The sequence below is a fragment of the Nocardia sp. NPDC059764 genome (genome assembly GCF_042732555.1).
Classification (GTDB): Bacteria; Actinomycetota; Actinomycetes; order Mycobacteriales; family Mycobacteriaceae; genus Nocardia.
In genome coordinates this window covers 38,357-55,875 of sequence record NZ_JBHWHH010000027.1, presented here as the reverse complement: position 1 = coordinate 55,875, position 17,519 = coordinate 38,357, and the positions used below count along the sequence as shown (strand labels likewise).

22 protein-coding genes are annotated in these 17,519 nt (G+C 68.3%); 13 read left to right on the top strand and 9 right to left on the bottom strand.

From position 1 onward, the window contains the following. From ACFV4K_RS08515 to ACFV4K_RS08505, 3 genes are all read right to left on the bottom strand, one after another. Positions 1–575 (bottom strand): hypothetical protein (locus ACFV4K_RS08515; protein ID WP_379273178.1); only part of this gene is annotated, 575 nt, incomplete at its 3' end. 71 nt (positions 576–646) lie between these two features. Then, on the bottom strand, positions 647–2,113 hold the full coding sequence (locus tag ACFV4K_RS08510) for an aminotransferase class I/II-fold pyridoxal phosphate-dependent enzyme (RefSeq protein WP_379273177.1): 1,467 nt from the start codon (positions 2,111–2,113) through the stop codon (positions 647–649). 35 nt (positions 2,114–2,148) lie between these two features. Then, positions 2,149–3,129 (bottom strand): TIGR03557 family F420-dependent LLM class oxidoreductase, encoded by a 981-nt coding sequence (locus tag ACFV4K_RS08505; RefSeq protein ID WP_379273175.1) that lies wholly within the window; start codon positions 3,127–3,129, stop codon positions 2,149–2,151. Positions 3,130–3,394: 265 nt separating this feature from the next. On the opposite strand from ACFV4K_RS08505, the gene ACFV4K_RS08500 reads away from it, so the two are divergent. After that, positions 3,395–3,961, top strand: coding sequence for a type 1 glutamine amidotransferase domain-containing protein (locus ACFV4K_RS08500; protein WP_379273173.1), 567 nt, complete (start codon positions 3,395–3,397; stop codon positions 3,959–3,961). Positions 3,962–3,980: 19 nt separating this feature from the next. Here the strand turns inward: ACFV4K_RS08500 and ACFV4K_RS08495 are convergent, their stop codons facing one another. Then, the gene (locus ACFV4K_RS08495) at positions 3,981–5,177 is read right to left on the bottom strand and encodes an AI-2E family transporter (protein ID WP_379273171.1); all 1,197 of its coding nucleotides are present in this window, start codon (positions 5,175–5,177) and stop codon (positions 3,981–3,983) included. Between the two features lie 103 nt (positions 5,178–5,280). On the opposite strand from ACFV4K_RS08495, the gene ACFV4K_RS08490 reads away from it, so the two are divergent. Genes ACFV4K_RS08490 through ACFV4K_RS08475 form a run of 4 tightly spaced genes read left to right on the top strand, consistent with a single transcriptional unit; the run spans position 5,281 to position 7,733 of the window. Further along, entirely contained in the window at positions 5,281–5,832 is a 552-nt protein-coding gene (locus ACFV4K_RS08490; protein WP_379273169.1) for a hemerythrin domain-containing protein, read from the top strand. Positions 5,833–5,848: 16 nt separating this feature from the next. Then, positions 5,849–6,871 (top strand): iron-containing redox enzyme family protein, encoded by a 1,023-nt coding sequence (locus tag ACFV4K_RS08485; protein WP_379273167.1) that lies wholly within the window; start codon positions 5,849–5,851, stop codon positions 6,869–6,871. A gap of 21 nt (positions 6,872–6,892) precedes the next feature. Then, on the top strand, positions 6,893–7,546 hold the full coding sequence (locus ACFV4K_RS08480) for a HemK2/MTQ2 family protein methyltransferase (protein ID WP_379273165.1): 654 nt from the start codon (positions 6,893–6,895) through the stop codon (positions 7,544–7,546). After that, positions 7,524–7,733, top strand: a complete 210-nt coding sequence (locus ACFV4K_RS08475) for a CDGSH iron-sulfur domain-containing protein (RefSeq protein WP_379273163.1) — start codon at positions 7,524–7,526, stop codon at positions 7,731–7,733. The genes ACFV4K_RS08480 and ACFV4K_RS08475 overlap by 23 nt, the downstream gene beginning before the upstream one ends. On the opposite strand, the gene ACFV4K_RS08470 is transcribed toward ACFV4K_RS08475, so the two are convergent. After that, complete coding sequence (locus tag ACFV4K_RS08470; protein ID WP_379273161.1) at positions 7,730–8,272, bottom strand: flavin reductase family protein; 543 nt, start codon at positions 8,270–8,272, stop codon at positions 7,730–7,732. The two genes, ACFV4K_RS08475 and ACFV4K_RS08470, sit on opposite strands and share 4 nt — an antisense overlap. Before the next feature lie 83 nt (positions 8,273–8,355). Here ACFV4K_RS08470 and ACFV4K_RS08465 point away from each other — a divergent pair, with 83 nt between their 5' ends. Together ACFV4K_RS08465 and ACFV4K_RS08460 are read left to right on the top strand one after the other, a co-directional pair. Further along, the gene (locus ACFV4K_RS08465; RefSeq protein ID WP_379273159.1) at positions 8,356–8,526 is read left to right on the top strand and encodes a hypothetical protein; all 171 of its coding nucleotides are present in this window, start codon (positions 8,356–8,358) and stop codon (positions 8,524–8,526) included. Beyond that, complete coding sequence (locus ACFV4K_RS08460; protein WP_379273158.1) at positions 8,520–8,696, top strand: hypothetical protein; 177 nt, start codon at positions 8,520–8,522, stop codon at positions 8,694–8,696. The genes ACFV4K_RS08465 and ACFV4K_RS08460 overlap by 7 nt, the downstream gene beginning before the upstream one ends. On the opposite strand, the gene ACFV4K_RS08455 is transcribed toward ACFV4K_RS08460, so the two are convergent. Then, on the bottom strand, positions 8,693–9,913 hold the full coding sequence (locus ACFV4K_RS08455; RefSeq protein ID WP_379273156.1) for an MFS transporter: 1,221 nt from the start codon (positions 9,911–9,913) through the stop codon (positions 8,693–8,695). The genes ACFV4K_RS08460 and ACFV4K_RS08455 overlap by 4 nt on opposite strands. Positions 9,914–10,207: 294 nt before the next feature. On the opposite strand from ACFV4K_RS08455, the gene ACFV4K_RS08450 reads away from it, so the two are divergent. Beyond that, positions 10,208–10,741 carry a hypothetical protein gene (locus tag ACFV4K_RS08450; RefSeq protein WP_379273154.1) on the top strand — a complete coding sequence of 178 codons (534 nt, stop codon included), beginning with the start codon at positions 10,208–10,210 and terminating at the stop codon, positions 10,739–10,741. Between the two features lie 33 nt (positions 10,742–10,774). Here ACFV4K_RS08450 and ACFV4K_RS08445 read toward each other — a convergent pair whose 3' ends face one another. The 3 genes from ACFV4K_RS08445 to ACFV4K_RS08435 all read right to left on the bottom strand — a co-directional run bounded on the left by ACFV4K_RS08445 (position 10,775) and on the right by ACFV4K_RS08435 (position 12,417). After that, a complete protein-coding gene (locus ACFV4K_RS08445) occupies positions 10,775–11,692 on the bottom strand; it encodes a 2-hydroxyacid dehydrogenase (protein ID WP_379273152.1) in 918 nt (305 codons plus the stop codon). Positions 11,693–11,779: 87 nt separating this feature from the next. After that, entirely contained in the window at positions 11,780–11,932 is a 153-nt protein-coding gene (locus ACFV4K_RS08440) for a hypothetical protein (RefSeq protein ID WP_379273150.1), read from the bottom strand. Between the two features lie 11 nt (positions 11,933–11,943). Continuing rightward, positions 11,944–12,417 carry a hypothetical protein gene (locus tag ACFV4K_RS08435; RefSeq protein WP_379273148.1) on the bottom strand — a complete coding sequence of 158 codons (474 nt, stop codon included), beginning with the start codon at positions 12,415–12,417 and terminating at the stop codon, positions 11,944–11,946. A gap of 133 nt (positions 12,418–12,550) precedes the next feature. Between ACFV4K_RS08435 and ACFV4K_RS08430 the strand changes: the two genes are divergently transcribed. From ACFV4K_RS08430 to ACFV4K_RS08410, 5 genes are all read left to right on the top strand, one after another. After that, on the top strand, positions 12,551–12,742 hold the full coding sequence (locus ACFV4K_RS08430) for a hypothetical protein (RefSeq protein WP_379273147.1): 192 nt from the start codon (positions 12,551–12,553) through the stop codon (positions 12,740–12,742). A gap of 142 nt (positions 12,743–12,884) precedes the next feature. Beyond that, positions 12,885–13,856, top strand: coding sequence for a non-homologous end-joining DNA ligase (gene ligD / locus ACFV4K_RS08425; RefSeq protein WP_379273145.1), 972 nt, complete (start codon positions 12,885–12,887; stop codon positions 13,854–13,856). Between the two features lie 71 nt (positions 13,857–13,927). Next, complete coding sequence (locus tag ACFV4K_RS08420; RefSeq protein ID WP_379273143.1) at positions 13,928–14,371, top strand: pyridoxamine 5'-phosphate oxidase family protein; 444 nt, start codon at positions 13,928–13,930, stop codon at positions 14,369–14,371. 185 nt (positions 14,372–14,556) lie between these two features. Further along, positions 14,557–15,963 (top strand): amino acid permease, encoded by a 1,407-nt coding sequence (locus ACFV4K_RS08415; RefSeq protein WP_379273142.1) that lies wholly within the window; start codon positions 14,557–14,559, stop codon positions 15,961–15,963. 163 nt (positions 15,964–16,126) lie between these two features. Continuing rightward, positions 16,127–17,518, top strand: coding sequence for an FAD-dependent oxidoreductase (locus ACFV4K_RS08410; RefSeq protein ID WP_379273140.1), 1,392 nt, complete (start codon positions 16,127–16,129; stop codon positions 17,516–17,518). Position 17,519 lies beyond the last annotated feature (1 nt).

Sequence of the window (17,519 nt, the reverse complement as noted above, 5' to 3'; positions counted from 1 at the left end):
CCGTGCTCGGTGCGCAGCCGCGGCTGCGTCTCGAACAGGGCGGCGGTCGCCTGGAAGAACCGCACCGGCGCCCGCCGCGGCGTCACCGCGCCCGCGACCGCCAGCCCGAGCGCCACCGTATCGCCCGCCAGCGAGATCGCCGCGGACAGTGCCGGTTCCAGATCGCCCGGATGCGGCGTCGTCGGATCCCATTCCCGATCCTCGACCCCGAACGTCCGCTCGACATCCTCGACGGCACAGACCAGATCGGAGATCTCGGTCCCGGAATCCGCCGTGATCGCGACCAGTCCGGTGATCGAATTCGCGCGAACCCGTTCGACTCCCGCCACCGCACCGAGCGTGCCGCGCAGCGCCGCCGCCATCTTCCGGCCCCGCTCGGAATCGAGTCCCCGCACCTCGACGAACACCCGATCCCCGACCCGCGCCACGCGTCGGTCCCGCCGCAGCGCCGGGTCGAGCAGCGTCCCGAGATCATGCCGCAACTGCCCACCGACCTCGACGGCGGTCGCCACGCCTCGGGTGAGGTTGCGTGCCGTTCCGGCGGTGAGGCCGATCATCCGATCCAGCAAGTCCATACTGCCCGCGTACCCGGCGATGGCAGCCGTAACCGGGGGTTTCCGGGACGGAACCCACGTTGAAGGTTCGACTACCGGGCAGCGTCCTGGACGACGACGCGCAGGGTGTCCAGTGACGGGTCGGCGGGGTCGGGGACGTTCATTCCGGCGGCGACGCCCGAGCGGAGGTAGTCGATCACGGCCACATCGATCAGTTCGCCGGGGACGATGACCGGGATGCCCGGTGGATAGGGGGTGACCTGTTCGGCGGCGATGCGACCGGGGGCGCGCTCGATCGGGACGGATTCGCAGGGGGCGAAGAAGGCGTCGCGGGGCAGCATGATCGAATCCAGTTGCAGGTCACGGGGACTGGGCAGGTGGATGTCGTGGGGTGCGGGGTCGCGCAACCGGGTACGCCATGCGATGAGGCCGGAGACGAGGGCGTCGACGGTGTCCGGGCTGTCTGCCATGGACAGGGTCGCCAGGATCCGGCGGTGGTCGCAGAGGCCGAGATCGATGCGCCGGTGTTCGCGCATCCAGTCGGCGATCTCGTAACCGGATGCGCCGGTGTCGGAGACGTCCATCAGGACCTGGAGCCGATCCAGGTCATGGGAGGCTTCGACGCCGAGCAGTTCGTCCTCCATCACCGAAATGCCGGGGATGGTATCGAGTTCGCGACGCGCGTACTCGGCGGTTTTCAGTGCCGCGCCGAGCAGGTCGTGGCCGTGCTCGACCATCTGCCGTCGCCAGCCGTCCATGGCGGCGTACAGCAGCACGTTCGGGCTGGTCGTCATGAGCAGATCCGCGCACTCGCGCAGCCGGTTCCGGTCGACGAGATCGCCCTGGAGGTGGAATACCGAGCCCTGCTCGAATCCCGCGCCCATCTTGTGCACGCTGACCAGGCAGATGTCCGCGCCCGCGTCCATGGCCCAGGTCGGCAGGTCCTCGTGGAACGGCAGATGCGCGCCCCACGCCTCATCGATGATCAGCGGCTTGCCGTGGCTGTGACAGACGTCGGCGATCGCGGCGATGTCGGCGCAGGTGCCGTACGGGGTGGGGCTGACGATCAGCGCGCCGGCCGCTTCCGGGTGGCGTTCCCAGGCCCGGTGCACCTGTTCCGGCGACGGCGCGTGCGAGAAGTGCCGGGCCGCATCCCATCTGGGTGGCACCCAGTAGGGCCGCACACCGGCGAAGATCAGTCCGGCGACGATCGACTTGTGGCTGTCGCGGCCGAGGATGAGCCCGCCGTCCCCGCCGGCGACGGCCATCATGGCCGCCTTCACCGACAGCGAACTGCCGCAGGTGGAGAAGAAGGCGTAGTCGGCGCCCACCGCGTCGGCCATCAGTTCCTCGGCGTCGGTGAGATGGTGGCCGCGGGACAACCGATCGTCCATGCCCGGTCCGGCGAGGATGTCCGCGCGCAGGGCCGGACCGAGGACCTCGTTCACGCGCGGATCGGCTCCCCGCGACTGTCGGTGGCCGGGCGGGGTGAAGCCGTAGCGGCCCTGCCGGTGATAGTCGGCCAGGGCATCGAGTATCGGTGCGGCGGAATGGTTCACGGCGCCTCCTGTTCGAATGTGCGGTGCGGGCAGTTTCAGGTGCCGCGGAGTTTGTCCAGGAGCGGCGGGGCCGCCTCGGCGAGGAAGCGATCCTGTCGTTCGTCACCGATCTGGACCAGCGCGACATCGGTGAAACCCGCCGCCAGGTACGGATTTACGGACTCGGCCATGGCGTCGAGGTCGGGGCCGCAGGCGATCTGCTCGGCGATGTCGCCGGGGCGGACGCATTGCGTGGCGGCCGCGAACCCCGCCGGCGTGGGCAGATTGGCATTGACGTCCCAGCCGCCGGTGGACCAACGGAATTCGTCGTATGCCCGCTCGATTGCCTTGTCCCGGTCGGTGTCCCAGCTGACGGGAACCTGTCCGGTGACCCGCGACGGCCCTTCGTCGTGCTCGACGATGTGAATACGCTGCCAGGCGTCGACGAGCTCGGGGTCGGGATCGGTGGCGATCATCTCGTCGGCGAGCGGGGCGAACCGTCGCACCGACCGGGGCCCGGAGACCGCGACCGCGATCGGAACGGGTTCGGCGGGCAGATCCCAGATCTTGGCCGCGTCGACTCGATACCACTGCCCGCGGCGGCTGACCGTGTCGCCGGTGAGCAGCTCCCGGATGAGGCCGATTGCATCGGCGAGCCGGTCCTGCCGTTCGTCGAGGCCGGGCCAGCCCGCGCCGATCACGTGCTCGTTGAGGCTCTCGCCGCTGCCCAGTCCGAGGGTGAACCGGCCTTCGGCGAGGATCTGCAGGGTCGCGGCTTGTTGTGCGACGACCGCGGGGTGGTAGCGCATGGTCGGGCAGCACACGTAGGTCATCAGGGGGATGCGCTCGGTGGCCTGCGCGACCGCGCCGAGCATGGTCCAGGCGTGCGGTGCGTGGCCCTGGGACTCGAGCCAGGGCGAGAAATGATCCGAGCTGACCAAGAAGTCGAATCCGGCCTGTTCGGCCGCGACCGCGTAGCGGACGAGCTCGCGCGGGCCGCTCTGCTCGGTCATCAGGGTGTATCCGAACCGGGTCACGGCGGTGTCCTTCCGTTCGGCAGGGGTGGATACCGGTCGGCTACCCACTCACGGGCCGTGCACACCGCTCGCGAAACAGGTTCGTGGCGAGCGGTTGAGGTCGTCGTCGGCGGGTATGGCGAAGGATGTCCAGACCAGATGGTCTGGCACGCATTACTTCCGGACAGCAGTCGTGGTCCGTACGAGTAGCACCGTCAACGGCGACGGTGTCTCAACGGTGAGGTCTGCGCGCGAATCGCGCTGCGGATGGAGAGAGGAGAGATCGGTGTCAGTAGAACTCGATGGTGTTCGCGTCCTGATCGTCACCTCCAACACCGGGGTGGAACGGGATGAACTGCTGGTTCCCCGAGACCAACTGCGCGCTCGTGGCGCCCACGTGACCCACGCGGCCACGGAGGAGATCGACGTGCACACCTTCCGACACGACCTCATCCCGTCCGAACCCGTGCGGCCCGACATGGCGCTGAGCGAGGTGGATCCCGGCGCGTTCGACGGCGTGGTGATCCCCGGCGGCACCGTCAATGCCGACAAACTCCGAACCAACGCCACCGCAAGGGAACTCGTTCGCTCGTTGATCGCGGCCGACCGCCCGATAGCGGCCATCTGCCACGGCCCCTGGCTGTTGGTCGAAGCCGCGGTGGTGGCGGGCAAGACCCTGACCTCGTATCACTCGCTCCGCACGGATCTGATCAACGCGGGTGCGATATGGGTCGACCAGCCGGTCGTCCGCAGCGACGCCGAAGGCTGGACACTGATCACTTCCCGCAAACCGGATGATCTGCCCGACTTCGTCGACGCGATCACCGCGGAATTCTGTGTGCGCACATCCTGACGTTCAGCGAGGCCGGCGATTACCCGCGCGATTGCGGGGTAACCGGAGCGGATTTCGCGGGATGGTCCAGCCTCGGGTAAAGCAGTTCGCGGACCAGCAGGAGCAGACTCGCCGCGACGGGGATGGCGAGCAGCGCGCCCAGGACCCCGAGGATCGAACCGCCGATCAGAACCGCGACCACCGTCACCATCGCCGGAACCTGCACTGTGCGCCCGATGATGCGGGGGACCAGCAGATAGTCCTCGACCCAGCGCATGGCGATGAAGAAGATCACGGTCGCTATGCAGACCGGTAGCGAAACCGTCAGTGCGACAAGCGTGATGGCGATGCCCGCGAGGGTGGAGCCGATGAGCGGGATGAGGTCCAGTACCGCGGCGAGCACGGCCAGTACGAGGGGGAACGGGACACCGAACGCCGCCAGCCAGATGAAGGTGACCACCCCGGTGATCAGGGAGATCAACAGGTTTCCCAGCACATATCCGCCGACCTTGGCGAAGATCGCATCGCCGAGCAGGATCGCGCGGGGCCGACGGTCGCGCGGGACGAGCCGATAGAGGTTGGCGCGCAAGGCCGGGAAGTTCGCCGAGAAGTAGGCGGTCAGCACGGCGACCAGCACCGTGGCGGTGATGCCGCCGAAGATCACCTTTCCCGCGCCGACGAGTCCGTGGGAGACCTTGCCGAAATCGGTGTCGGTGCCCTCTCTCAGCCGTTGATCGAGGTGGAATCGCTCGGCGGCCTCCCGGACCAGGGGATATCGGTTCTCCAGGTCACGCAGGGCGTCGGGTGCGTGATGGATCAGGCCCTGTCCCTGATCGATCAACGGTGAGACGGCGGCCCACAGGAACGCGGCCAGACCGCCCACGACGATCAGGAACACCAGAGCGACGGCGAAACCACGGCGGACATGGTGCCGAATCAGCCAGGACACCGCTGGTTCCATCCCGATGGCGAGGAACAATCCGGCCGCCACCAGCAGTAATGCCTCGTGTGCCGCGAGGACGATGCGCACTGTCCCGACCGTGACCAGCACTCCGGCCGCACCGGTCAGTCCCACCATGAACGCCGAGTTCCGGTCGAATCTGCGCCCGGGCCGGCCGAGTGGATGCCGATCGCTGGCGATTTCGGCCGCCCGCTGCTCGGCAGCCTGGATCGGGGCCGGTTCGTCGCCGGAATGCGGTTGTCCGACCTGATCATGGTGGGCGGTTTTGTCGTTCATCGGTGCTCGATCCCGTGAGAAAACTCGTTATCGCAGTAATAGCCAGCCGCGGCCGGGGTATCGCCCACGTGATGTCGAAATCGAGCGAAAGAAGGACACAGTCATGGCCGAACAGGACGTGGTCGATCTCTTGACCGCACAACACGAACAGATCGCCACCTTGCTCGAACAGCTGAAGTCCGAGCGGGAGGACCAGGAGGAACTGCTCACCGAATTGGTCCGTCTGCTCGCGGTGCACGAGAGCGCCGAGGAAGAAGTGGTGCATCCGATCGCCAAACGCGCCAAGTTCGGCGCCGAGGAGATGGTCGACGCTCGGCTCGAGGAGGAAAGTCACGCCAAACGCGCGCTCACGAAGCTCTACGACCTCGGCGTTCATCATCCGAACTTCCAGTCCGAACTCGCCGATTTCGCGGACGCGGTGGCCGATCACGCGGCGCACGAGGAGGCGGAGGAATTCGTGCTACTGCGCCGCCAGTACTCGGCGAGCCAGCTCCAGCACATGGCCGGAGCCGTCCGTGCCGCCGAGGCGGTGGCGCCCACCCGGCCGCACCCGCACACGGGTTCATCGGCCGCGGCCAACCTGATCGCCGGACCACCGCTGGCCGTGTTCGACCGTGTCCGAGACGCGGTGCGCGACTGGAGAACACAAGGCTAGTCGGAGGTGTTTCATCGTGCGGAGGGCGTTGCCGCAGCCGTGCGGCGAACTGTCCGCGAGCGTGCTCGAGGCTCTGGCGGGCAGTGCGGGATCGGCGGTGCTGACGGTGCCGCAGCACACGGCCGCGGACAGTCGGGATCTGCAATTGGCGCTGCACACCTGCTACGCGCTGCACTACGCGGGTTTCGACGGCGTGGACGAGGACTGGGAGTGGGACCCCGAACTGCTGTGTCTGCGTAGCGAACTGGAACGCCGGTTCGTGGAGATGTTGCGGACGAACGTCAGCGACGATCTCGATCTCGACACCGAGCTGGACGCTCTGCTGACCGTTCCCGACGAAGACACCGGGATCGCGGCGTTCCTCGACGAGCACGGTGAACCCTGGCAGGTGCGAGAGTATTTCGCGCACCGTTCGATCCTGCACCACCAGGAGGCCGACCCGTACGCGTGGCTGATTCCGCGCCTGCGTGGCCGCTCCAAGGCCGGACTCGTCGCTGTCGAATTCGACGAGTTCGGGGGCGGGCACGCGGACCGGATCCATCAGCGGCTCTACGCGGATCTGCTGGACGGCGCGGGCATGGACTCCACGTATCTGTTCTATCTGGATGCCGTTCCGGCTCAGATGCTCGCGATCGTGAACATGATGTCCTTGTTCGGACTGCACCGCGGTCTGCGCGGCGCGGGTGTCGGCCATTTCGCCGCCGTCGAGATCACGTCCTCCCCGGCATCGAAACGCTTGGTCGGCGCATTGGAGAGATTGCACGCCGACCCCGCCTGCCTCCGGTTCTACCGCGAACATGTGGAGGCCGACGCCGTGCACGAACAACTGATGCGCCGGGAGGTGATCGGTGATCTGGTGGCGAACGAACCAGAACTTCGCGCTTCGATCGCCTTCGGAATCGGCGCTACCGGCCTATTGGAGAATCGCTTCGCCGAATACGTTCTCGATTGCTGGGGTGACGGGCGGACCTCCCTGCTCACGGAAGAGTTGTCCGGAGCAGGAAGCGAGTTCGATCGTCCGCTCGCGAATGAACAGTGAATTCAGGGTTATCCCTGGTTCATGATGTTGATTCGCGGACCCGGCGTCTATCGCCCCCAAGCCGACACCCGGCTGCTGGCGCGCGCGTACGCCGATGCGCACATCCAGCCACGTGGACGTGTCGTCGATGTGTGCACGGGGACCGGCGCCCTGGCCATCGCGGCCGCCCGGTTCGCCAAGTCGGTGACCGCGGTGGACATTTCCCGCGCCGCGCTCGCCTCGGCCTGGCTCAACTGCCGCGTCCGCGGCATCGATGTCGAACTGCTGCACGGCGACTTCCGGAAAGTGCTGCGGGGCAGGACCTTCGATGTGCTGGTGTGCAACCCGCCCTATGTCCCGTGCCAGGACGGCGATCCACCCAGTGGTGCGGCGCGGTCCTGGGACGCGGGGCCCGACGGGCGTTCGGTCATCGACTCGCTGTGCCGAATCGCACCCGAATTGCTCTCCGATACCGGCACCTTGCTCATGGTGCAATCCGCGCTGTCCGGTATCGACAGCACCCTGGCCCTGCTGCGTGAGGCGGGGTTGAAAGCGGCCGCGGTCGCCCGGGCGACGATTCCGTTCGGCCCGGTCCTGCGCAGCCGCGCCGCCTGGCTCGCCCGCACCGGGCAGATCCGGCCGGGCCAACGAGACGAGGAGCTGGTGGTCATCCGTGCCGACCGACCCCGACGATGACCGGCGGACAATCACTTACACCGCCGAAGGTCCCGCGCTCGTGGAGGGCCCGGTGGAACTCGTGACCGCCGACGGCCGCACTATCCGATGCGACCGTTGCGTGGTGGCCCTGTGCCTGTGCCGTCGGTCGCGAATCTACCCGCTGTGCGACACCAGCCACCGAAAGCATCGACGAAACCCCGACTAGTCACTGTCGCTGGCTTCAATGTCCTTGGCGTCCGATCCCGCCGGATGCCCCGGCGGGAGGTCCTCGACCGCGTCGTAGCGCATGGGCGACGCGTCGGCCGCTCCCACTTGAGCCCAGGTCGGAGCCATCAGGAAGCCGACATGGTCGCCGAAATCGTCGTGCCGCAGGATCTCACCGGCGAAACACCCGGCAGCGGCATCGAGGATAGGCAGGGAGTGCGGGCCCTCGTGCCAGTCGCAGTGCTCGAATTTGTCGACTTCCGAACCGGTTTCGGCCCCGAAGAGCTGAGCGAGGGCGCCGGTACCCGCGTCGAGGAGATGAACGGCGAGGTAGCGTGCGCGAGACGCCACGCCGTAGGTGTGGTTGGTCTTGGACAAGCAGGCGAGAAACCGCCGCGGCTCGATTCCGACCTGTGTTCCGAACCCCACCAGGCAGCCCGCCCGATGACCGTCCGCGATGGTGGTGACGACCCACATCGATTGGTCGGCCCGAGCCATCACCCGGTCGAAAGCGAGAGCTGTCGCACGAATGCTCGACATGACGAACCTTCCTGCCGCCTGCGCGCGGCCGGTTGTTATCGAGGGGTATATCCGGGTACGCCGTCGGTAGGAGGTGCGCAGAAATGATAATTCCGCTGGTGGTGCTCCTGCTCGCCGCGATTCTCTTTGCGGCGGGTTTTGCATTGCATTTCTTGTGGTGGGTAGCGGCGGGGCTCCTGGTGGTGTGGATCTTCGCGTTGGGCTTCCCCCGCGCCGATGAGGTGGGGGCGCGCAAAAGCTGGTTCCGATGGTGACAGCACCCTGCCGCACGGGATGCCGCCTTCCGGACCGATTCCCAGGTGCCGGGGGCCTGGAGACGCTGGGCGGGGCGATCAGCGAGGCCGCGTGGCGCGTCAAGCCGAGCCGGTACCTGCACGTCACCGTGGACAAGTTGATCCCGCCCGCCGCCCACCTCATCCACTAGCGAAGGCCATTCGGGGATGACGACCGGGTGCTGTCGCGTCCGCTGAGGGCGGTGATGGTCGCGGCCATGATGGTCGCCGTGGCGGCGGCCAACGTGGTGGCGGTCCAGCCGAACCAGCCGACCGCCGCCGCGCCGAACGCGGTGCCGAGGCTGCCGCCGATGAAGTAGACGACCATGTAGGCGCTGTTGAAACGGGCAGGGCTGGTGGGGTCGATGGCCAGGACGGTGCTCTGATTGGCGACTTGCGCCGCGAACAGTCCGGCGTCGAAGAGGCCGAGGCACAGCAGGGTCAGCGCCGTGTTCGACAAGGTGACGGCGAGGATCGCGGTGCCGGCGATCGCCAGCGGCAGGCCGAGCAGAATCACCCGGCGTGCGCCGATGCGATCGGTCCAGCTTCCCGCGATTCGGGTGGCGATAATGCCGAGGAGTCCGGCGAAGGCGTACAGACCGATCCGTTCGGGGGAGTACGAGAACGGCGGCTGGGACAGGGCGACCGCGAGTCCGGCCCAGATCGCGCAGAAGGCGAAGAACCAGAGGGAGCCTCGGATCGCCGCCAGGCGCAGCGCCGGATGCCGAGTGAACAGGGCGGGCATTCCGCGCAGGGTCGCGAGATAGCTCGAGGTGGCCGTGCCAGCCGCCGCGGGCAGGGCGACGCGGGCGGCGACCGCGCAGCCGACGCACGCCGCGGCGAATACGAGCAGCATTCCCCGCCACCCCAGGAGATCGGTCAGCCAGCCACCGATGATTCGGCCGGCGAGGATGCCCGCCGAAATGCCTGCCGTCACGATCCCGAGCACGGTGGCCCGCTCGTGCGAGGCCGCGAATCTTCCCGCGACCGAACTCAATTGCGCGCCGATCGAGGATCCCGCCCCGACGAGGCCCACCGCGAAACCGAGCGGCCACGGCGAGCCGACCACGGCCGTGACGGCCAAAACCACTGCCAGCACAGCGAATTGAACCGAGACCACCCCGCGCGCCGGGTACCGATCGACCAGAGGCACCAGCAACGCCAGCCCCACCAGGTATCCGATCGGCCCGCACGCCAGGGCCGTGCCCACGGCCGCTGTCGAAACGTGCAGCGACCCGGCCAACTCGGCGATCGCGGGATGCAGCGGATACATGCTCGCGGTCCCGAGCGCGGCCGCGAAGGCCATGAACCACACCGTGGGTGTCCGCAGCACCCGTTCCCGCGAGGACGGAATGACGTCGAGTTCCATGATTCCGACGCTAGAAACACCGTGATCACGCGTCCGGCGGAAATCGGACCCTATAGTTCCCGCGACTCCGGGCGATGCCACGGTGCGAGAACCGCAGGTCGTCCTGCTGCGCTACCGCATCGGACGTGACCATGCGTTGACCTTGACGTTCATTGGTTCATGGCGTATCCCTCTGGGTACAGCTACCGATGTAAGCGGTACGACGGCGCGTGGGGAGAGGTGGTCCAGGTGTCGATGCGTCCTTCGTGGCCGGCGCGGCTGTGGCGAGTGCGCCCGTGGAACTCCAGTCCGTTGATGCGTGTCTCGGATCGGGCGGAGGTGGTGTTGCGGGCGCTGGCCGTGGTGGTGGTGGCCGCGGCGGTGCCGGTGGCGGGGGCGGTGGGGACCGTCAGTTATACGGGGGCGCAGGCCCGGATCGTGGCGCAGGACTCGGGGAAGGTGCGGGTGGTGGCCACGGAGACCGCGGATGCGGTGCGGGTGCCGGATTCGGATCGGTACGCGACGCATCAGGTGCGGTATCAGGCGCCGGTGCAGTGGGACAACGGCGGGAAGATCGCGACCGCGACGGTGGATGTGCCGGGGCCGCAGGTCGCGGGGGCCACGGTGACGTTGTGGACCAAGAACGGGCAGCCGACCATCGCGCCGTCGCGGCCCGGGTCCGCGGCCGCGGAGGGGATCGGGACCGGGCTGGCGATACTCGTCGAAACCTGGTGTGCGGCGGCGGCGACCGTGTGGTTCACCGGGACCGTGCTCGACGCCCGGCGGTATGCGCGCTGGGAGCGGGAGTGGCGCGGGATCAATCGGCCGATCGGCAAGGACACGCTGTAGCGCTCGCGACTCCGAGAAACCCCCAGCGCGAGTTCAGTATTCGCCGCTGACGAGATTCTGCGGCGGCTCACCCGCGAGGTAGCGCGCGATCTCGGCGGTGGCGATGGTCCAGCCGCGCTCCAGGTTTCCGGTGCTGCTGCCGCCGACGTGCGGGGTGAGCACCAGGCCCGGTGCGTCCCACAGCGGGTGGTCGGCGGGCAGTGGTTCGGGGTCGGTGACGTCGAGAATGGCGCGCAGGCGGCCGGATTGCAGTTCGGCGAGCAGGTCGTCGGTGCGGACCACGGGGCCGCGGGCGGCATTGACCAGGATGGCGCGGTCGGCCATTCGGGACAGGAAGGCGGCGTCGACCATGCCGATGGTGTCGGTGGTGACCGGAACCATGAGGATGACCGCGTCGAAATGCGGGAGCAGGGCGGGAAGTTCGTCGATGCCGCGGACACCCGGGCGGGCTCGCGTACCGACCAGTTCGACCGTGGTGCCGAAAGGCAGTAGCATGCGCTGCATTTCGGTGCCGAGGTCGCCCGCGCCGATGATCAGAATGCGCTTCGCGTGCAGGGTGTCCGTGCGGTGCTGGGTCCAGCGGTGTTCACGCTGGGCGAGCGCGAATTCGGTGAATTCCCGGTAGACCGTGAGCAATCCGGTGATCGCCCACTCCGCCGTGCTGGCCCCGTGCGCCCCGCGACCCGTGGAGATCATGACGTGCTCGGGCAGCCGCCCCACCCAGGTTTCCGCGCCCGCCGTGAGCAGCTGCACCAGGCGCAGTTCGGGCAGCGCGCGGGCCAGTTCCAGATTCTCGGGGCGGCTGGCCAGGAAGGCGGGCACGAACACCTCGGCCGCGTCCGCCCCGGCGGGGAGCGGTTCGCCGAGCGTGTAGCGCAGCGGGCGCGCACCGGGCAGCCGGGAGACCGCCGCGAAGCCGTGTTCGTCGGGCACCAGCACCGTCACCGTCATGAAAACGACGCTAGCCGACCGGGCGGGATCCCGGTCGGCGTGGTGGCACCGGACCTCGGTGTCCGGTCTATGACGCGGGTGCGCGAGTCAATAGCGCGGGTGCGAGAGCCAGCGGGCGGGCGCACCCATCAGCCACTGGAACAGGGCGACGGCCATGGCGATGATTCCGAGCGAGGACAGGGCCGGGGTGGCGAGCAGCCAGCCGGCGTCGAGCAGCGCCAGGCCGAGCACGACGAACATTCGGAGGGTTCCTATTTGGCGGCGGATTCTTTCGGTGCGGGGGACCCGCTCGGACGACCGAGGAAACGGTTGACCGACCAGTTCGGCTTCGAGAGGGCACGTTTCGGCGCCATCTTGGCCAGGGGAACCACCGGCTTCCGAGGTGGCTCCACGGTACCCGCGGGCGTGGGCGCGGGCACCGGTTTCGTGAGTTCCTTTCGCGCGGCGGCTATTTCCCGCCGCGACTGACGCAGCTCGCGCCGCGCCACCTGCCCGCGTCGTGAGATGGTCCAGATTCCGGCCAGCAGCAGGATCGTTCCGGCCGCGCCGACCGCGCCGATCATCATCCCGTACGCGAACAACAGTCCGCTCGAGCCGTGATAGGTGTGATCGAATACGGTGAAGCCGTTGGGAAGTGCGTGCGAGTCACCGCTGTTGGCCGCGACCCCGGCCACACCCACGGTCACAGCACCCAGCAGAGCGATGAGCCCGATGATTGTGAACATATCGGGGCAATGCCCGCTGTCGCCCAGGCCAAACCCCGATTCGGCAGGTTGTCCGGCGAGTCTGCCGTTTGTCCGCCGAATCCGTGGCTATGCCCGGAATACGAACTCACGCACTAGGAACGGGAGCGACCCGATGTCGACCTACACATACGAAATGCCGCACTTCGCCTCCGAGGCGACCGTCGCCGAACGTGCCCTGCGCGGTATGGATTCCACCAGCGCGGTCACCGTCGATCGGGCGGCCGAGACCATTACGGTCACCTCCTCGCTCACCTACGGCGAGGTGCTCGACGCCATCCGGGGCCAGGGCCTGTCGGCCAAGTAGCGCCCGGCCCGGTGACCCGCCGGGCTCGCGGACCATAACGAACCGAGCGTCCCCGGCGTGCCGCGGCGGCGGGAAGGCAACTCGATAGCAAACTCGCGGGCATGTCCCGTTCGCCCGGATATCGGCGCGGATAGCGGCCCGCGTGGCCGCCTCGGTCCGCCGCGGCCCGTCGCCCATGCTGGCGACCGGGGGACCGCCGCCGGGCGGGCCCGGGTGGGCGGTGGAGATGAAGTGGGACGGGGTCCGCGTCATCGCGATCCGCGAGGGCGGGGAATGCACGCTGCTCAGCCGCAACGGCAATGACGTCAGCGCGGCCTATCCGGAGATCGTGACGGCGCTGAAAGACCTGTCCGGCAAGGGATCTCTGATCGTGGACGGCGAGATCGTGGCGCCGGACCGCGAGGGAGCGCCCTCGTTCGGGCGGCTGCAGCGGCGCATGCACGTGGTGCGGCCGGGAGAGCAGCTGATCGCCGAGGTTCCGGTGCGTTTCTTCGTCTTCGACGTGCTCCGCGTGGACGACCTCGATGTCACCGGCGAGACCTACCTTCAGCGCCGGGAGCGGTTGGCCGATCTGCCGCTGCACGAGCCGCTCTCGGCGCCCCCGCACTGGCTCGACGTGGATGCGACGCAGTTGCTGGAGGTGGCGCGGGCGCATCGGATCGAGGGCATCGTGTCCAAACGGACCGATTCGGTGTATCTGCCCGGCCGCCGGTCACCGGCCTGGATCAAGACGCCGCTACGGCAGAACACCGAGGTCGTGGTCGCCGGGTGGACGCCGGGCGCGGGCGCGTTCGGGACCACGTTCGGCTCGCTGATCATGGGCGCCCACGACGAGAACGGTCGGCTCGTCTACATCGGCAATGTCGGCACCGGCTTCACCCAGGCCGCCCGCCGCGTCCTGCGCGGCGCACTCGAGGGGATCACCATCTCCGCAGCCCCTTTCGACCCGCCGCCACCGGAAGCGGCAGGGGCGGGCTGGCACTGGGTGGATCCGATCCTCGTCGCCGATGTCGAATATCGCGAATATTCCGGCGAACGCCTGCGCATGCCCAGCTGGAAGGGGTTGCGCACCGACAAACCGCCCGCCCTGGTCTCGGTCCCGCCACGGCGCTGACACCCCGTGCGAACCTCGCGATGGGGCAAGGCAATTGGCGTTATCGGTGGCGATCGACCACAATCGGAGGGATGGGCGGCGTAGGGGCACGGAAGCTACGCGAGCTTTCGGCTGCCGATTCACTGAAACGACTGGCGGGCGCGCAATACGGGCGAATCGTCTACTCGCGCCGGGGACTTCCGATCATCCGGCCGGTCAATCACCTCGTCGAGGAGGATGTCGTCGTGGTGCGCGCGCACCTGGGCGCCAGCCTGCTCCGCGGTGACGGTCAGGTGGTGGTGTACGAGGCCGACTCGTTCGACGAGCACACCCGGCAAGGCTGGAGCGTGATCGTCACCGGGGTGGCGCGGGTGGTCATGGATCCCGAGCAGGTGCAGCGCTACGAGACGCTGCTCGACCCGTGGATCAATATGCCGATGGACCATGTCATCCGCATCGAGGCCGAGATCGTCACCGGTCTGGAGCTGATCGACGAGGGCGACTGGACCGAGCCCCAGCGACCCTCGCCACGCTGATCCGGCACACCGCATCGCGCCGACCCGACGCCACGCGCCGGGGTCACGGTGAGCCGCGGACCACTCCGGTAGCGTGACACGCCGTTGGATCGAGCGTCGCAAATTCGTCGGCAAGCTCGACGCGGCCGGTGTCTCGCAGGTGCGAACAGGGGGTTCCGGCCGCCGGCACGCGGAAGGAACACCATTTGACAGCCTCGGAACGGCAGCTACCGGACACCGGCGCCGCACCCACGGACGAGGGATATTCGCGCGGCCTCTCCCCGCGCACCATCCAGATGATCGCCATCGGCGGCGCGATCGGCACCGGCCTGTTCTACGGAGCGGGCGGCGCGATCCAGAAGGCCGGTCCCGCGCTCATCCTGTGCTATCTGGCCGCCGGTCTGGCCATCTTCGTGATCATGCGAGCGCTGGGCGAACTGCTCACCTACCGCCCGGTCGCGGGCAGTTTCGCCGACTACGCGCACGAATTCCTGGGTCGCTTCGCGGGATTCGCCACCGGCTGGACCTACTGGGCGGTCTGGGTGGCTACCTGCATGGCCGAGATCACGGTGGCCGGGAAGTACGTGCAGTACTGGTTCGACATTCCGCAGTGGGTGACCGCGTTGGTGGTGCTGGGCATCATGTTCGTCGCCAACCTGGTGTCGGTGCGACTGTTCGGCGAGGGCGAGTTCTGGTTCTCCACCATCAAGGTGACCGCCATCGTCACCATGATCGTGCTCGGTCTGGGTGTGCTGATCTTCCACTTCGGTCACGCCGCCAACCCGACCGTCACCAATCTGTGGAACGACGGCGGCGTGTTCCCCAACGGCTTCGGGCAGGCGCTGCTGGCCCTGCAGATCGTGGTCTTCGCCTACGTCGGCGTGGAGCTGGTGGGCGTGACCGCCGGTGAGGCCCGCGACCCCAAGCGCACGCTGCGCAAGGCCATCAACTCGCTGCCGTTGCGGATCGGCCTGTTCTATGTCGGCGCGCTCGTGGTCATCATGTCGGTGTCGAGCTGGCGCACCTTCCACGCGGGCCGCAGTCCGTTCGTGGAGGTCTTCGAGCAGATCGGCATTCCGGGCGCGGCCGGGATCATCAACTTCGTACTGCTCACCGCGGCGCTGTCGTCGTGCAACTCGGGCATCTACTCGACCGGGCGCATGCTGCGCAGCCTGTCGCAGCGTCAGGACGCGCCGCCCGCGCTGGCGAACCTGAGCGGCCGGTCGGTGCCGGCGGCCGGCATCGCGGTCTCGGCGGCGGTCATGGTGATCGGCGTCGCGGTGAACTATTTCTCGCCGGACAAGGCATTCGGCTACATCACCTCGGTGTCCACCATGGGCATCATCTTCGTGTGGGGCATGATCCTGGTCTGCCACCTGATCTACCGGGTCCGCGTCAAGCAGGGCGCGCTGCCGGGCAGTGACTACCGGCTGCCGGGCGCCCCGATCACCACGGCGCTGGCACTGGCGTTCCTGGCGCTGGTCGTGGTGCTGCTGTTCCTCACCGAGGACGGCCGCAGCGCGCTCGTGGTGGGCGCGGTGTGGGGTCTGCTGGTGTGTGCCGCCTACCCGTTGATGGCCCGCAAATCCGCGGAAAACGCTGTCCAGCAGTAACTCCGGACGGGTTCGAGACGACGCCCGCCCGCCACCCACCGGTGGCCGGGCGGGCGTCGTCGTTCGCCCGGGTCTCATTCCCTGTGCGAGGTAATGAAATCCGGGCATGCGGAGCGCACGGCGGGCGTAGCTTGCTTGGTGCAGGCTAGTTCCAGGGGTGAACATGAACGATCCGCGACGCTACGTTGTCATCGGCGGGGGACTGGCCGGATTGGCCTCCGCGGTCTGGCTCGCCGAAGCCGGGAAACAGGTCACGCTCCTGGAACGCCGCGGACGGCTCGGCGGGCGCACACACTCGCTGGAAGTCGCGCCGCTGCGCGACATTCCCGACAATGGCCAGCACGTGATCGCCAGCGGCTACGAGCATCTGTTCCGGTACCTCACCAGCGTCGGCACCCGGCAATACGTGAGCTTCCCGCAGCAGGGCGTGCTGCGCTGGCCCGGCGGGCGCACGGCGATCATGGGCACCACCGGATTTCCCGCCGTGCGCGCCCTGCTCGGCGCCCACCCCGACGCGAGCGCCGCCGACCGGGCGCGGGCGGCCGCCGCCACCGTCAAGATGGGCTGGCAGTGTCTGCGCCAGCCCGGCGATCTGGCCGACCTCACCACCGACCAATGGTTCCGCCGCCTCGGCATGCCCGACACCGCCCGCGAGGCGCTGTGGGATTGGCTGGCCCTCGGCATCGCCGCCGAACCGGTGCGGCAGGAATCGGCCAAGGTGTTCGCCGACGTACTGGCGACCGGAATCCGCTTGGGCGTCAAGCGGATGCGGCCGGTCACCATCGGCTACCCGACCACCGATCTGGACATCCTGTTCGTCTCCGGCGCGCAGCGGGTCTTCGACCGGCACGGGGTGGACGTGAAGTACCGGGCCGTGGCGCGCCGTATCCACATCGCCGACGGCGCGGTCACCGGCGTCGAATTGGCCGGGGGCGAGGTGCAACCCGCCGACGCGGTGGTGTGCGCGGTCCCCAACTCCTACATCGGCGGACTGCTCGACGAGCTGCCCGAGCACGACCGCATCTATTCGGCCGCCGACAAACTCGGATACACGCCGATCGTCAGCACCAACCTGTACCTGGACCGACCGCTCGGCACCAAGGCCGCCATGGAGGCCCTGATCGGCGGGACCGGGGTCATCGACGAGGTCTTCGACCGGCAGCGCATGCACGGGCGTGGGACGCTCAACGGCTGGCTGTACTGCCTGACCACCAGCGGCGCGTACGAGCAGATCCACAAACCGCACCACGAGGTGGTCGACGAGCAGATGGCGCTGCTGCGGCGCTACTACCCGGCCGCCGAGGAAGCCGAAGTGCTGCACGCGCAGGTGGTTCCGATGCCGCGGGCGACATTCTCACAGGTCGTCGGGACCGACGGGTTGCGGCCGGATCAGGCCACCTCGGTGCCCACGTTGGTGCTGGCGGGGGATTGGACCCGAACCGACTGGTCGGCCACCATGGAGAGCGCGGCCCAGAGCGCGGCCCGGGCCGTCGACCTGCTGCTCGCCCTCCCCGCCGTCCGGACCCGGAACCGGCGCAAGGTCATGCGGCGGTGAG